The organism is Aestuariibacter sp. A3R04 (assembly GCF_018860805.1).
Lineage (GTDB): Bacteria > Pseudomonadota > Gammaproteobacteria > Enterobacterales > Alteromonadaceae > Alteromonas.
On record NZ_JAHKQR010000003.1, the window covers coordinates 1 to 16,280 of the forward strand.

General features: G+C 47.0%; 12 protein-coding genes. 1 reads left to right on the forward strand and 11 read right to left on the reverse strand.

All coding sequences use genetic code 11. The annotated features are described in order from the left end of the window. Positions 1–269: 269 nt before the first annotated feature. A complete protein-coding gene (locus KO518_RS04945; protein ID WP_216024741.1) occupies positions 270–1,208 on the forward strand; it encodes a sensor domain-containing diguanylate cyclase in 939 nt (312 codons plus the stop codon). 10 nt (positions 1,209–1,218) lie between these two features. Here KO518_RS04945 and KO518_RS04950 read toward each other — a convergent pair whose 3' ends face one another. The 11 genes from KO518_RS04950 to KO518_RS05000 form a co-directional block, all read right to left on the reverse strand. Then, positions 1,219–1,584, reverse strand: coding sequence for a DP-EP family protein (locus KO518_RS04950; RefSeq protein ID WP_216024742.1), 366 nt, complete (start codon positions 1,582–1,584; stop codon positions 1,219–1,221). Further along, positions 1,581–4,868, reverse strand: coding sequence for a winged helix-turn-helix domain-containing protein (locus KO518_RS04955; protein WP_216024743.1), 3,288 nt, complete (start codon positions 4,866–4,868; stop codon positions 1,581–1,583). The genes KO518_RS04950 and KO518_RS04955 overlap by 4 nt, the downstream gene beginning before the upstream one ends. A 134-nt stretch (positions 4,869–5,002) precedes the next feature. Beyond that, positions 5,003–7,384 carry a DNA polymerase II gene (locus KO518_RS04960; RefSeq protein WP_216024744.1) on the reverse strand — a complete coding sequence of 794 codons (2,382 nt, stop codon included), beginning with the start codon at positions 7,382–7,384 and terminating at the stop codon, positions 5,003–5,005. A gap of 5 nt (positions 7,385–7,389) precedes the next feature. Beyond that, positions 7,390–9,261, reverse strand: a complete 1,872-nt coding sequence (locus tag KO518_RS04965; RefSeq protein WP_216024745.1) for a GGDEF domain-containing protein — start codon at positions 9,259–9,261, stop codon at positions 7,390–7,392. A gap of 49 nt (positions 9,262–9,310) precedes the next feature. Beyond that, on the reverse strand, positions 9,311–10,600 hold the full coding sequence (locus tag KO518_RS04970; protein WP_216024746.1) for a sensor histidine kinase: 1,290 nt from the start codon (positions 10,598–10,600) through the stop codon (positions 9,311–9,313). Further along, the gene (locus tag KO518_RS04975) at positions 10,600–11,184 is read right to left on the reverse strand and encodes a chemotaxis protein CheC (protein WP_216024747.1); all 585 of its coding nucleotides are present in this window, start codon (positions 11,182–11,184) and stop codon (positions 10,600–10,602) included. Before KO518_RS04975 ends, KO518_RS04970 begins: the two co-directional genes overlap by 1 nt. Further along, complete coding sequence (locus KO518_RS04980) at positions 11,181–11,546, reverse strand: response regulator (protein WP_216024748.1); 366 nt, start codon at positions 11,544–11,546, stop codon at positions 11,181–11,183. The genes KO518_RS04975 and KO518_RS04980 overlap by 4 nt, the downstream gene beginning before the upstream one ends. Before the next feature lie 210 nt (positions 11,547–11,756). Further along, positions 11,757–12,803, reverse strand: coding sequence for a chemotaxis response regulator protein-glutamate methylesterase (locus KO518_RS04985; protein WP_216024749.1), 1,047 nt, complete (start codon positions 12,801–12,803; stop codon positions 11,757–11,759). A gap of 7 nt (positions 12,804–12,810) precedes the next feature. Continuing rightward, positions 12,811–13,425, reverse strand: coding sequence for a chemoreceptor glutamine deamidase CheD (gene cheD / locus KO518_RS04990; protein WP_216024750.1), 615 nt, complete (start codon positions 13,423–13,425; stop codon positions 12,811–12,813). Next, the gene (locus tag KO518_RS04995) at positions 13,418–14,254 is read right to left on the reverse strand and encodes a CheR family methyltransferase (RefSeq protein ID WP_216024751.1); all 837 of its coding nucleotides are present in this window, start codon (positions 14,252–14,254) and stop codon (positions 13,418–13,420) included. Before KO518_RS04995 ends, cheD begins: the two co-directional genes overlap by 8 nt. A 90-nt stretch (positions 14,255–14,344) precedes the next feature. Continuing rightward, positions 14,345–16,276 carry a chemotaxis protein CheA gene (locus KO518_RS05000; protein WP_216024752.1) on the reverse strand — a complete coding sequence of 644 codons (1,932 nt, stop codon included), beginning with the start codon at positions 16,274–16,276 and terminating at the stop codon, positions 14,345–14,347. Between the last annotated feature and the right edge of the window lie 4 nt (positions 16,277–16,280).

Genomic DNA, 16,280 nt, shown 5'->3' on the forward strand with positions numbered 1-16,280 from the left:
CTTCACCCCCATGTGAGAGTCGTTCTCGTCACGAAGTGAATCGTCACCGGCGCATTGCGAAGCGATGGCAAATACACGAAAAAGCCCACTTGAAGTTTGCTTGCGTTTTAAACGTAAAATATTCCGTTTGTTTACTGTTTTTCTAACTGACAGATATCTTAATTATTGTATTCAATTCAATTGTTTAGATGGGAAGGTTTGCAGAAGGTAAGGCGGTCGAAAAATACCTACTATGTCCGTGGAATTTAAATTTACGTGGACGCCGATTTATGAAAAAAGATCTTTCTTTGTTTGAAATGCCGGTATACCCGCATGCTTCACTTGCCCGCATGATTAATTTTATCAATGAAGCCGTACTGGTTTTTTCGCCCGCAGGGCATATTGAAATGATAAATGTGTTGGCCTCAACTCTTCTGGGAGGCAGTCGAGTAGAGTTGTTGGGAGATGATATTGCGGAGTTTTTCTATCACGCAAATGATTCTCTAAAACAACAACTCGTTGCTCACGCCACTAGCGATAAAGAAAGCGCTACTGCCATCAGTGTTCAGCCAAGAGAAGTGGCATTGCGTCGCAAAGACGGTGGCAAGGTTCTTGTGGATTTGTCTATCTCGCCAATTGAAGTACAGGAAGGCCCGGAAGATATTTTGTATTTTTGTGTATTACACGATCTGACTATACACAAAGCTGAGCACAACGAGTTACATCGAAAAGCCACAACCGACCAGTTGACTGGGTTGGCGAATCGTCATTATTTTACCGAGGAACTCCAGCGTTTATGGCAACTGTCAATCAGAGAGTCAGTGCCTCTGAGTTTGGTTTTGATTGATGTAGACCACTTTAAGCATGTAAACGACACGTTTGGACATGTTGCCGGTGATAAATGCCTAAAACGGATCGGAGAGACGATACAGTTGAGTTTGCCACATCGCGATGCCATTGCTGCGCGGTACGGTGGTGAAGAATTTGCCTTAATACTTCCTCACTGTAACACTCATACAGCTCATTTACTGGCCATGCGTATCCAGCGACATATTGCTCAGCTTCGGTTCCAGGAGCTAACATTACAAATAGAGCCGCTTATCACAGTCAGTGCAGGTGTTGTGACCCAGAAAGGCAATGTATACAAATCAGCAAGCAGTCTGATAGAAGCTGCTGATTCGTTATTGTACAAGGCAAAGGAAGCTGGCCGAAATCAGATTTGCTTATAGTCGCCTAGGGTTAGTTCTGACCGGGTCGGTTTTTTATCTGAGGATCAGGACTTACCATTTTAGCAGCTGTTCTTACGGTGACGAGTTGTACGCAAATGGTTTCTGCATCGCCGTCGCTGTCTATAATCGTCAGTGTTTGTCCGTTCTTAGCGATGGATACTTGTAAATTGTGGGCAGGATCACCGTTAACAATAGGTGCTATAAAACTGAGATCACTACTGTCACTGTTCAACGTGTATGTAATTACGGTATTTGGTGAGGTTACTTTCGTCGGTTTGGTGACAATCTTTCCTTGGCTGTCGAATATGGTGTAGGTTGCTGGATTCGTCGTAGTATCTACTGATACGGTAAATGGAATGCTTGTGCTGGTTGTCATGGTGTTACTCCCTGGTCGATAAAGTCCGGCATTGCCGGTGCAAGTAGAGAGTAAGAATCTAACTGATCAGAAGTTGTTGTAACGTCTTCGGTTTTATTCGTGCAAGTCTCAGCAAATACCTTAGCGATGTATGCGGTCGGGATTTTACTTCGCGATAGCGTGTACTTACTAATGTGTATCAGCTTTTCACAATAGTTTCGCTGTACTTCGTATTGTTGGTGATGAACAGCCTGGCGAACGGCGCTCATGATGAAACGCATAGCGTCATCTGCATTGTAGATATCGTCGTAATTTTGTGTGTCAGCCAATGAAAGCCTATCACCCAATTCATCAATAATTTCATCTCTCCACTGCCACAATTGTAAATTGTGGAACACCTCTGTTGCTTGAAGTAATATGGCATTCTCCGCTGAATCTTGTGGTAGCTCTGTATATAACTCCCTTGCCCGCTTGCGGAGTTGTGCAATTTCAGTGGGGATTAACTGTTCAGAAGCGACGCGCAACTTGAACATCGCCACATAGCGTTTATCTGCGAGCCAATTGCTGTTGGATGGATCTTGGGCTAGCATCTTTCGCAATGCCTCGTCGGCCTCTTCAAGTTTTTCTAGCACTGTGCGCCGTTTCGCCGTGAAATACAATAACTCCGCAGACTGCGTCTTTATATATGCCAATGTTTCCAGAGCGTTTGCGTTATCTGGTGTTTCTGCAAGTGCCGTGGCCACCAACGCTTCCGCCTCTTGGTAATTGTTTAATGCTTCCTGATAATTTCCAATGTGAATGAGGGATGATGCTATCCAGGACCGAGTATCAGCTATGTCAATCAACGGCGGCGGTGTATTGGTTTGAGAAAGGGCAAGTCGCAATTCCAGCGCTTTTTGGAAATGTTCAAGTGCTCTTTGGTATTCTCCTTGCTTTAGCTCGATTGAGCCGAGTGAATTGTAGGCGTAAGTAATTTCATACTGAGCGTCTATGCTGTTGGGGTTGAGGGCGAGGGAAGTTTGACTGGTAGACAGATATTCTTGCATATGGGTTTTAGCGTCATCCAAGTCGTCTTTTTTATAACTTAAGTGGCCAAGCCAAAAAGCGTTCACCCCTTTTGCGGCGAGTAAGTCGGTGTGTGCAGGAAACTCTGCCAGTAACGCGTTTAAACGCTTTCCAGCCTCCTGATAAAGGCGCTCCGCTTTGTCGGCGTCGTCCCTGTAGTAACTAACTTCTGCTGAAGCTTGTAAGGACAGCGCGTGTTGTAATCTCAGGTTGAAGCTCGGTAGTGGTGGCGATGGGAGGAATAGAGATTGCTCTCGTACTCGGATGGACTGCTCGACATAGCTCAGTGCTTTCTCGCTGATCCCTTCGAGCAAATCCATGCGTTTGACGTTGCGAAGGGTATCGGCAAAGTCTCCAATCATAAAACCCATCAAATTTTCCGCTTCAAGTCTTTTCTGTTCTGCTAATGACTGGGCTTGCATGCTGCTTAGCATAGAAAGGAAAGATACAACGCTTAAAGCCGCCAAGGCAATAAGGGTAGAGCGGCGGAACCATTTTTTTCTATAAGCTTGTTTTTCAGACGCGCGCACAAGGGCTAGTTCATCACTATCCAGAGGAATCAATCTCTGCGCTGCGAGTAATCTTGCTTCATCAAGTGGTTTTCCCGGAGAAAGGAGGAAGGCACGACTGTGATTGTCGGCAATCCATTGCATAGCTTGGTGGTAGACACGGGCTTTTATAGCAAGTGCCTGCTGATGTTCTGCCACCCAGGTCGTAACCCGGGTCCACCGACGCAACAGGGCTTCGTGGGCAACATTGAAGCATGCCTTTCCCTGATGGAGGTGCGACACAAAAAGACGGGCGTCTACCATGACTTCTACAAAAGTCTTCTCCTCCTGTGTCGTTAACTTTTGCCACTGAACCGATGTACTTGTGAGTTGCTCTCCTCCCTGTCCTACGCGAATGATATGAGACATTATTGATGAGAAAGCCGCTTGAACTGCTCTGGATTGGGCGGTAAAGAGGGCTTCGGCTCGCACACCTACGGCGCCCTCCACGCCGCCAAGGGCGTCATAGGTAGCGTATTGTAAGGTGTCAGCAGTTCTTTGCAGGTAAAGTTGCTGAAGCGTATACTGCAGCAAAGGCAGACCGTCTGCGTGATTTACAGCATCAATGGAAAGTTGCTCATCCAGGCTGACACCTGTTTCGGGATGTATTTCCCAGGTTAACCCAGCTGCTAAGGCAGGAAGGCGAATCATTTGACCAATTTCTACGCCTGTAGGTGCCTGTAAATCGAAATGAGAACCGGTGTTTTTGTGTTGCATCAGGGCATCAAATGCTGAAATGTCGGGATAAAAGTCGTTACGGCATATCAGGTAGATGAGAAAGTTGTCTCCAGCGGCAAGACAATTCAGGCACTGAAAATACTGGTTTTTGGTGGCAGCGGGAATTGTTTTATCTGCGAATATCGCTTCCAGTTTATCAACAACCAACAGGCAGGCTGGGAGAAGAGCAGTGCCGGACACTTCTCGTTTTATCTGTTGCTCATAAAGTTGCCTAACTTGTTCCGGCTCGTTTTCGAGTTGTCCTGCAAGTTGCTCACTGCTATATCCAGAAAAAATAGGCTGGTCGTCGATTTCAAGATCCATCAGTACGCATGCCAGTTCCAGAAATATATTGCCCGACACGATATCTGCGGCATCCAGTCGGGCATCAGATAACACACGAATACCCGCACACCCTTTAGGATGCTTTAAACGTGGTAGTAAGCCCGCGTACACCAAAGAACTTTTACCACTGCCACTGGGGCCAAGGATAAGAGTGAGCATCTGACGTTGCTTACGTTGACGCTCTACACGTGATAGCAACTGATTGACGGCACTTGAGCGGCCAAAAAATACCTCTGCCTGTGCTTCGGTAAAGGCTTGTAAACCAGGGAAAGGCGATTTGCCGTGCCACACCGTTTTTGCTGCCCGATCTTTCTCCTGTGGCGGAAACGTTACCTCAGCAACAATGCGATAGCCGCGTTTTCGCACGGTTTGAATATATTGAGGAGCATTGGCTTTATCATTTAGTGCACGGCGCAACTGGGTGATAACCTTGTGCAAGGGGTTATCACCAATGTCTGTTTCAGGCCAACATTGTTCAATAACACGGTCAGTGCTGATCACTTCAGAGCTATGCTGGCAGAGCAGCAACAAAACATCCATGGCTTTGGGCTCAACAGTACGTTTGATCCTGCCTTTAATTAACGTGTTGTCGGCGGGTGAAACCTGCCATTCACCTAATTGAAACTGCATGATAATGTATTGGAGATGCCGTGTTGCCCGAAGCATGCTGATTGTGGTGGTTAAATATCATCATCAGCGATAATTCATCACAATGCCAGTACTTTTTGATCGTTATCGTGGGGCGCTTTGCTCCCCATTGGCTTTCAACTATTGTCAAAGAGTCCCATCTGATGGTTGTTGATATCTTCGAACTGTTGGCCTGTTAAAGGCAGAATACTTTCAGCAATGGGGCGTATTTGCTTTTCAACATAGTGTTCGTAGTCTATTGGCGATGTTACGTATTCTGTTACCTGGGGGCCACTTAGCGTCATGATATAGCGCACTGTGGTGCGGTGCTGATAGCGAAGTGGTTTTGCCTGGTCCGCGTTGCGAGCATCTGCTTGTCGCGCTGCCTTTACATGAGGTGGTTGGGTGCGGTCATAGTCAGCTAGCGGCTTTCGCAAACGCTTAGCGTATACCAGACGATCATCTAACTTGCCTTCGCGAAGCGCGCTTAGTGTACTTTTAATATAGTCATCTACCGGCCGGTTCGCAAAAACCTGCCGAAAAAGATGTGCCTGAAACTGCCTCGCCAGAGGTGTCCAATCAGACCGTACACTTTCAAGTCCTTTGAAAATGAGCTCGCTTTTCCCGTCATTCTCCACCAGACCGGCGTAACGTTTTTTGCTGCCTTCTTCCGACCCCCGGATAGTGGGCATAAAAAAGCGGGAAAAATGGGTCTCAAATTCAATTTCGAGGTGGCATTCAAGGTTGTAATTATTCGCCAATTCTTGCTGCCATTTTCGGTTTACCAATTCCTGCAATTGCTCGCCTGTTTGCTTTGCTGTAGAGGTGCTGCATGTTTTTTCGATATGGACAAAAATCGAATCGGTATCACCATAGATAACCTCATAGCCTTCAGCTCTTATCCAATTGGCCGTAGTTTGCATGATATCGTGCCCGCGCATGGTAATGGAACTCGCGAGGCGAGGATCGTAAAACGGACAGCCTCCGCTACCTAGGACCCCATAGAACGAGTTCATGATAATTTTTATTGCCTGCGAGCGGGCGCTGTCGCCTTCTCTTTTAGCTTCATCGCGCTGATACCACAAATTCGCGATAATATCGGGGAGAAAGTGAAACTGGCGAGAAAAGCGAGCGCCTTTGTAACCTTCCACAGTGTTAGTACTGTCTCGCAGACCTTCAGCAAGGCCCAGTGGGTCAATGAGAAAGGTTCGAATAATGGACGGGTACAGGCTTTTAAAGTCCAGCACCAGTACGTTGTCGTAGAGGCCAGGACGCGAGGGCATAACATAACCTCCGGGGCTGGCCAAGCCACCGTTGTCAGGTCTCACCCCACAGACATATCCCGCGCGATGAAGTTTGGGCAAGTAAACGTTGATAAAAGCGGCTACAGAACCACCAGGGCGACCCGGATCCAAACCTGTCAATGTGCCACGTAATACTAAAAAATCAATCATGCGGGTTTTCTGGGCAATGCGATTGACGAGAACACAATCTTGGTAGTTGTATTGGCAAAGAGTGAGTGGATCCCGGTGGTAAAGCGCTTTAATCTCGCCTAGCTGATCGTCACTGCTAATGAGTTTCCCTGTACCTAAAAGTACATTGGCCACGTGATCTAACGAGAATCGCTCGAACGTATACGTCATGGTTTTCAATGCTTCTATACCGTCGATAATACAGCGCCCGGGTATGTCAATCGTCACCTGGGCACTATCACTCCATGCTTTTACATTAAGCAAGGCACCGTGACGCCCAAGCTTCAACTGCATATTATGCCTGGCAGCAATTCTGCTCAGTACAGCAAAGTCAAACTGTTTAATATTCCAGCCGAGTATCACGTCTGGGTCAGTCGCGTTGATAAGCGTTTCAAATGCAGCCAGGGTCGCTTTTTCACTGTCAAAACAATAACATTGGAATGTGTCTGTTGACGTGGTAGGGCACTGAGTATTCTCAATATTCAACAGTACTTGCTGACAGGTGTCGCCGACCACAGCGATAGAATACAGGTTTTCGTTTTCATCACATTCGATGTCCACGGACACTGAGCGCAAGCTGGGTTTGAACTGTGTGCCTTTTACTCTAGCATTGATTACACCCTGTGGCGTTCGCTGGCCAGTGTACGCTACGGTACCGTACGCAAAGCGTTCCATTAGGAAGCGATCGACAGATTTTATATCTGCTTCGTGTAGTACCAGTGCGTTGGCCGAAGCCAGGCGACGAAGTGCTGATTGTACTCGCTCGTTGGCGCTTCGGAGTAAGACAGTGGTGTGTTGATCAAGCGTTTTTAGCGTGGTTTCTTCAGTTTTTACCGCCAGGTTGTGAGCCTGTATAAGGTGCAATGCCTTGTCGTAATCCACAGTTTTAACAAAACACACATTCGACTGTGGCGGCGTCAGCAAACGAACGGCTCCGCTGTCTGTGGCCAACCATAATTCTATAAGGTCCTTATTGCCTTGCGAGATTATCCGCCGGGATAATATCAACCCTTTTCCTGAGGTCTGAGAAGAAGGGGAAGGAGGCATGCTTGCTATTCCTGTGATGACTGAGCCACGATAATTCTGTCTCTGCCTGCCTTTTTTGCCTCGTAAAGGGCATGGTCGGCTGAAGCGATGACCTGCTTAAGGCCGCTGTAGTTCTCGCATTCCACGAGTCCGGCAGAAAGGGTGACTACGAGTTTCTCTACTGCCAATGTATGCGGAATCGCACTGACTTCTTTGGCAAATCTCTCTAGCATTGTTGTTGCGGTATTCGCTGATGTGTGAGGAAAAACAAAGAGAAATTCTTCACCGCCGATCCGCCCTAATACATCTGTTTTACGAAAATGTGTCTGTGCCAGCTTGCCGAATTCGCGTAGTACGTCGTCGCCTGTTTGGTGTCCAAACGTGTCATTGACGTGTTTAAAGTGATCCAAATCAATGATTGCCACAGTTAATGGCGCATTGTGCCGCTGGGCCAGTTGAAACTGCTGCTCGGCATCTTCCATTGTTTTTCTTCGCGTTAGCAGCCTCGTTAGCCCGTCGCTGTTCGCCAGCTTTTCCAGGTGCCTCTGGTGTCGCTTACTGTTTATGTACAGCCAGGCTAGTAATGCTGAAATTAAACAGAGTAGCAGTACCACAATGATGGTGTACTGACGCACTTTCTGTTCGTTTTCCAACAAGTTTTGTTGGCGCAAATTTTGTTCCTGAAGCAGTGCGTTTTGCACCTTTTGCTGCTGGACTTCAAAGCGGGTTTGCAGTTCGAGAATACGCTGGTCATTAACCTGTTCCAGCCATAATCTACGCTCGTTTTGACTCTCTAGTTGTGAGGCATAAGCAGCTTCAAAATCACCGAGTTTTGCTTGTGCGCGGGAGCGGGTATCCGCTATCGCAATTTTTTGCTGTAAAAAGGATTCGCCAGACGCGAGATTGGCCGCTTCTGAGAGAAGAGGTAAAGCGTTCTCTGCCTGCTCATTTTGAATAAACACATTGGCCTGTTCAACCAGTACTTTAATTTGCATAAAGGGATTACCGGCCTGAGAAAACAGGCTCAGAGCGTCATCGAGAAACGGCACTGCCTCAGCGGACATGCCTTTTTCAATGAGTACTGAAGCGATGGCTTCATAACTGAATGCAGCGCCTTGCAGGTCGCGAATGTTCAACGCAATGTCGGCGGATTCCAATAAGTAGCGCAGGCCCTTATCACTGTTGCCGAGTCCAATAGTATTTTTGCCAAGACCAAAGAGTGTGTTGGCGAGTTCGAGCTGGATCTCATGTTCTCGGTAATATGCCTCTGCTTGTTCGTACAACTGAATGGCGCGTATTGATTCCTGGCGGTATTCATAAACCAGTGCAAGCATGCTGGCGAAATCCGCTTCATGCCACGCTTTGGGTTTTTCCGACGGGCGCTGATAGCCTTCCTGGAAAAGTGTTTGCGCCTCGGTAAACTGGCTTAGCGTGATATGCAAATAGCCATTGACACTAAGCGCGTAGTTGAGCAAAGCAGGATCGTTTTGCGCGCGAGCCCAATTGAGAGAGTGACGCGCGTCATCGATGACGGCTTGTGCCATTCCCAGACCGTCAAATGCTTCAGCACGGGCCAGTTGAAGATAGTGATACAAAGGCCTGTTGTCATCATGAAGGACGCTAAGGCCTTCACGTGCGGAAACCCTGGCTTTTTCATGTAAGGCCAGCGCGCCGAAAGCGCGGCTTTTGATGTAACTTGTTATGGCAATATGCTCGGCGTCAGCAAACTGTAGTTCAGACAGATCGTCAAGGACCTGTTGAGGATCATTGCGAACCTTGTCAATAAATGTGTTGTATAAAGCAGGCCAGTCAGCCCCGTTGGCATGAACACTGTACGCTAAGAACGAGAAAATTATCAGGTTAAGAACTGGACGTCGAACAAAAACAGCCGGTTGCATGGGTAATTGTGAAACCTTATTGGGCGTTAAGGTCAAACATAATAACGGCTTAGGCAGAGGTTACAACTAATTCATCGCTGTCTTCGGGTTGTTGCAAAGGCAAGGAAATGTCAAAAACGGTTCCCTTTCCGAGCTTACTGTTTACTGAAATTCGCCCGTTGTGCTTTTCTATTGCCGTATAGGCCACTGATAAACCCAGACCTTGCCCCAGACCTTCTGGTTTTGTGGTAAAAAACGGGTCAAATATCTTTTTGATATGACGAGCATCAATGCCTGAGCCATTGTCGAGCACTTTAATGTATGTCGCGGTGTCATCCTGTTTGGCGATAATCTTGACAAAGCCTTCCCCCGTTACAGATTGAGCGGCATTAATGACAATATTCATTAGTGCTTGTTTAATTCCCCCTGGCTCACAAAAAAGTTTCAGTCCTTTGGGCTCTATTTGGGCTTTGTACACAGGGTTTTTGTACTGAATTGCCACTAACTCAAGCATTTGATTAATAGCGTCCTCTAAATTGAGCAGTTGCCAGCCGGAACTCTCTTCGAGTGCAAACCGTTTTAAATTTTCGACAATGTCCCGGACCCGGGTCAACCCTTCACAGGATTCAGCAATAAGGGGAGGCATGTCTTCCCGCAAGAGATCGAAGTGGTGGGCTTCCAGTAATTGCTGAATGAGTTTATGGGTTGTCGTGTCAGCGTCAGGACTGTGGCTAGCAAGCTTCTCCCCAATGGATATTAAGTGTTCGCCATATTGTCTTAGGGTATCGAGGTTAGCAGATACAAATCCAATGGGATTGTTTATTTCGTGGGCAATGCCCGCAGCCAATTGCCCTGTGGAAGCCATTTTTTCAGCCTGGATTAGCTGGCTTTGTGCCGAATCCAGTTTCTTAATGAGCTTTAATTGTTCTTCGTGTTCTCTTTTTAGTGCTTTAGATAACTCCTGCTGGGCGATATAGTAACTCGCCTGTGCAGTCACATCCTGTAAAAATATGCATGCCAACTTACCGTGTGTTGATGATGACAGGGGCACGATTTCCATGTTCTGGAACATCTGTGTTTCCTCTCCGGTAATAGGACGGCTACTGTTAAACGGGAAAATATGAGGTCGTTGTTCCCAATAACTGAAACTCGGGTGTTGAAGAACAAAAACCGATTTGATCCTACGACGTAAGAATTTTGCCTGTGCAGGAAAAATATCGGTGACATTTTTATCCTGATAGTCTTTTCTTAAGTTCGCGTCCATTCTATCGACAAAAAAGTCATTTAAGAAAACAACTTCATATTGCTCGTTAACGACGCAGATCCCAACAGGTAGCTTTCCAACCAGTTGCTCAAACATTATCCGAGCAATTCATCTATAGTTGCGGTCAGCTTTTCCAGTGATACACGATCGAGGCAGAATACCACCCGCATGGAAAACGACGAGAGTTCAATATCAAATTGCACTTCCATAACGAGACTGTGCTGCCAGTTTAATTCCACAAAAGAGGCCTTTTTGGGTGAGAATAACGTAGGCATATTCAGATTGGTTGCCAGCTCTAGCTGACTGGACAGCCCGGCAAGACAGGCGCCGGCCAGAATGTTCGACAGTTCCAGAATGGTTTCTTCAATATCTGACTGACTAAGGGGGGCTTCGTATTCCAATAAATTTGCCACTTCGCTCAGGCCGTCTCTTGAAACCACAGACATCACTTCCCCCTGAATGTCACCGAGGAAGGATTGACGGGTATAAAATGCGTTGTCACTTCGGTTTATCATGCCAAACAGTTCGGGGGGGGTGACCGAAGAAATTTTGGGAATGGAGATGCCTATTTTGGTTTCAATGAGATGTGCCAGCGAGTTAGCGGCTTGTCCCATGGATATATTCATCAGCTCTTGTAGTGCATCTCGTTGATCTTCAGTAAGTGTGGTAACGCCGTTCATAAGTACCCCAACTCAAACAAAGTCATCGCTAATTCTTCGCTGTCCAAGGGTTTTCTGATGAACTTCTTTGCGCCAAGCTCTAAGACAATACGCTGTTTTTCCGGTTGGAAATCAGCACTAATAACAATGACATCTATATTCACGGCATGGGTAGAAATGAATTCCAATACGCCAACGCCATCAACTTCTGGCATCGTAAGGTCTAAAAGCAACAGCTTGAAAGAATCGGACTGTAAGTGTTCGATTGCTTCCCGGCCGTTTACCGCTTCGGTGATCGAAAACGTTAATTCAGGTGGAAGTGCTTTAATAACACTTCGTCTGGATAAACGAGAGTCATCAGCCACTAAGAGTGGAACTGCCATCCTTACCTCCGAACAATCTGGAAACTAATAGTGATAAGTATTTGCCATTATTCCATTGCTGCAAGTATTATCTGCTAAATAAAAAAGCGCACATAAAAAGTAACCAAGAAATGCGCAATATCGTTATTTTAGGACAATAGTGACATTTGTGTATTATCCATTGGATTAAAAATCAAGCGCTTTTTTTTCTTAGTGACTTTACACAATACGCTAAAGTCGACTACCCGCTTTCATCTTTTCAAGTTGCGTTACCATCGCCTGCGCAATACTGTCTAAGGGGAGCACTTTTGCTGGCGCTCCCAGTGCAATTGCAACCTTGGGCATACCGAATACCACACAAGAGTCTTCATCCTGACAGAAGGTATATGCACCTTGTTGTTTGAGTGCCAGCAGGCCATCAGCGCCATCTCTTCCCATGCCTGTTAGCAATGCTGCCACCACATTGGCACCTGCTGACGTTACCAGAGAATTGAACATTACGTCCACTGAGGGGCGGTGTCCACTGACCCTTTCTCCGTCATTGAGCTTTATGCGATAGTCAGCGCCGCTTCTGACAATTTCCATGTGCCTGTCTCCCGGCGCGAGGTACCCGTGTCCGGGTAACAGGCGTTCGTCTCCTTTTACTTCAACGATTTTAAGCCTGCTAACTCCGTCCAGGCGCTGGGCAAAAGTACTGGTATACCCTGGTGGCATGTGTTGGGTAATCACAGTTGCGGGCGCATTGGCGGGAAGAGACTCCACAATAGTCTTGATGGCCTCTGTTCCTCCGGTAGAAGCGCCGATGGCGATGATCTTCTCTGTACTGGAATAGGTCAGGGCTGATGTAGATTTCGCCACCGTCGTGCGCTGTTTACGCACTTTTGATTTTGCTGCTGTTCTGATCTTATCCAATATAAGCTGTCGATATTCTTCAATGCCCTGCACCACACCCAGTTTAGGCTTGGGTATAAAGTCGATGGCGCCAAGCTCCAGCGACCGCATGGTGGCATCAGCACCAGTTTCAGTGAGTGTTGAAATCATAACCACCGGCGTTGGTTTAGCTTTCATCAACACATCGAGAAATCGCAAGCCGTCTACTTTCGGCATTTCAATATCCAGCGTGATTACATCAGGAGAAAACTGCTGCACCATTTTTTTTGCGACAAAGGCGTCTGGTGCCGCGCCCACCAGGGTCAAATCTTCCTCGCCTTTGATGATTTCGCCTAATAAATTTCTGATCAGAGCAGAATCGTCTACTACCAGTACCTTTGTTGTCATGATTCACCTATTCGAATAATTCAAATATACCTTCATCGGGTCGCTCTCTGAGCTTCATTCGGTAAGCACTCTCCCGATCCATAATAGTAGAGTTGTTGTATTTCCTTATCCGCTTGACCAACACTTCACCTGTATCTGGGAAAAAATAGATTTTGCGCGCGTAATCTTCCAGTAAGTCACTGGCGATAAGCGGTATGTTTTCGCGCCTTAAATATGTGGTCACAAACTCTGCGTTAATTTGTCCTGGGTTTGTTATTGAAATACCGCTTACCACATTACCTCCACCAAACACTTTGGCCTGCATATGACGCTTATCTGCCCCCAACGCCAACATTTGGTTGATAAGGAGTTCCATGGCGTACATGCCGTAGCGCGAGGCCTCGCAGAATTCACCTTCTGCGCCTTTGTCCGATGGCAACAAAAAGTGATTTATGCCCGTGACGCCATTGTGTAAATCCATCAGGCAAGTAGAAACGCAACAACCTACCACAGTAACCATTAGGGTATCGTTGCTGGTGGCAAAATACTCCCCCGGCAGAATTTTAACCGCTTGGCGAACAAACCTGGCATCAAAGTAAGTGTTTGCTGCTTGAGCCTTGCCATCGTTAAACTTTTCAACCATAGCGACGCCTATGACGGGCTGGCCGGTATAGCGTTTTACCTGCTGGCAAAACAATATCCTGGTTGTGATTAAAATTCTCAGAGTGTCCTGCAAAGTAAAGTCCGTCGTCTGGCAATAGATTAATCATCCGTTTTAGTATTGAAATCTGAGTTTGCTTGTCGAAGTAAATCATTACATTGCGACAGAATATAATGTCGATAGGCCCCCTGATGGGCCATGACGTATCCGTCAAATTGATGCGTCTAAAGGTGACATTCTTACGCAGTTCAGGCACCACTCTTACCCTCCCGTTTTGTGTGCCTTTACCTCTGTGCAGAAAGCGTTGACATTGTTGGGCACTTAAATTTTTCGTGGTGTCTTCGCGGTAAATCCCTGTCTGCGCTTTTTCCAATACCTGGCTGTCTATATCTGACGCAATAATTGCTACCGGATTGTCAAAACTGTCATACACTTCAGCAACGGTCATTGCTATGGAGTAAGGCTCCTCTCCTGTGCTGCTTGCTGCGCACCAAATGGTTTTCTCTCCAGGGTGAGCCCGCAAATAGTGTGCGAGGGCTGTAAAATGATGGGGCTCCCTAAAAAATGAGGTTAGATTCGTTGTGAGTGCATTGATAAAGTGCTCTTCTTCTGCCGGTGTGCGCTTTAAATAGGTTAAATACTCATCGAAACTTTGCAGTGAAAGGGCCCGCAAACGGCGGGCCAGACGACTGTAAACCAGAGCGTCTTTATTGTCTGACAGCGAAATCCCGGCTTTGCGATACAACTTTTTGCGAACCCTTTCAAAGTCATCGCCGTTAAATGAGAATTCCTGATGAGTTTTGTCATTCATACATGGGTTTTCTCTTCAGATGTGTTTGCACGTTTCAGTATCCGAGGGTTATCACTTTTATCACAGCTGCTTGAAGACTGTGGCCGTTTGTCATACGGCGTGCTCTTCTTCTGGAATTGTTTTGCAAAGGTCAGCGATTGCATCAGCATCAAGTATCATAGCGACGGTTCCGTCACCCATAATAGTGGCACCGGAAATACCGGGCACTTTTTTGTAGTGATGCTCAAGGCTTTTTATTACGACCTGCTGCTGTCCTAACAGGGAATCCACCTGAATGGCAAAGCGGCGCTTACTGCTTTCCATCAGCACGACGATTCCCTCAGTCGGGTTGGTGACCGCGTCCTCTACATACATGGTTTGGTGAAGGGGGACCAGGGGCCAGTATTGCTCTCTAATCCAAAGCAGGCGATCGTTACCTATCAGTTTTATCTGAGATTTTTTGGGCTGTAGCGACTCAATAATGTTGACAAGCGGGATAACAAACGTCTGATCCCCAACCGCAGCGCAGATCCCGTCCACAATAGCCAGTGTTAGTGGAAGGTGAATGTGGAAGGCGGACCCCAGGCCTTTGTGGGAGTCAATTTCTATGCGTCCGCCAATGCCCTCAATGTTGCGTCTTACCACATCCATGCCAACGCCCCGGCCGGAGACGTCGGTGACTTCTGCAGCAGTAGAAAAGCCAGCTTGGAAAATGAGTAACCATACTTCGCTGTCTGGCATGTCAGGGGTAACGGCTAAACCATTCTCTTCAGCTTTCGCCAGAATTCGCTCGCGGCTCAATCCCGCCCCATCGTCAATAATGCTGATAACTATGGAACTACCGCGCTGTGCAGCTCGCAGTGTCACCGTGCCCGTTTCGTTTTTACCTGCTGCAATTCTGTCTTCGGTTGTCTCTATACCGTGATCAATACTGTTGCGAACCAGGTGAGTCAGGGGGTCAACCAGTTTTTCTATCATGCTCTTGTCTATTTCAGTGGCACCACCTTCAATGATTAAATCGACTTTTTTACCGAGCTTGGTCGATAAATCCCTGACCACTCTGGGGAACCGGTTAAACGTCATATTCACCGGCAACATGCGCATGGACATAGCCGATTCCTGGATCTCCCGGGTATTGCGCTCGAGTTCAGCGATAGCAGTTTGGAGTTTTTGCCCTACCGTGCCAGTCACTTCCTCACTGATCATAGATAACATCGACTGAGTAATGACCAACTCACCCACCAGATTTACCATGGCATCAATCTTATGCGTATCTACTCTGATTGATGACGCTTCTTTATTGGCAGCGGGTTTGGCTGCTTTTCTTGCAGCGGATTTTGTTGCCCCTTTCTCATTGGGCGCGGGCATCTGGCTGGCCGCTTTTGCATCTGCGGCAATAGCTTCCACCGATCTATAAAAACCGTATCCTGCCTTTTCTTCCGGGGATTGGGGTTGGGGTGGCGCTTCGTCGAAAAAACCGAAACCATCAATTTCTTCGCTCGATGAGGAAAGTTCGCTGGTATCGTTCTCTGTATGCGCTGATGGTTTGTCGTCTGTTGGGTCGTCTTCGTCAAAAAAACCGAAGCCGTCAATCTCGTCATCGTCGCTTGTGCTATTTGCCGTCTGCTCTGCTTGTGGAGTGTCTATAGCACCTGTATCGGCGAGGGCTTTTTCCAGCGCAGCTTTTCCTTTTTCTATCTCTTCCGCGGGCAATTCTGCGTCATTGCGGTACGCATCAAGAATGACCTTCAACAAATCTACAGTTTCTAAAAATAGATCGACAGTGGGTACATTTAGGGAGATGGTTTGGTTTCGCGCTTTATCTAGCAGGTTTTCCATGATGTGCGTTAACCCCATTAACGCATCAAAACCAAAGATTCCACTGCCGCCTTTTATCGAATGCGCAGCTCTAAAAATACTGTTCAGCTGTTCTAAGTCAGGATCTTCAACGTCCAACTCCATGAGCAGTTGTTCCATGTCATCAAGATGTTCCTGACTTTCATCAAAGAACACGGCGTGGAATTGTTCGATATCGATTGACATATTA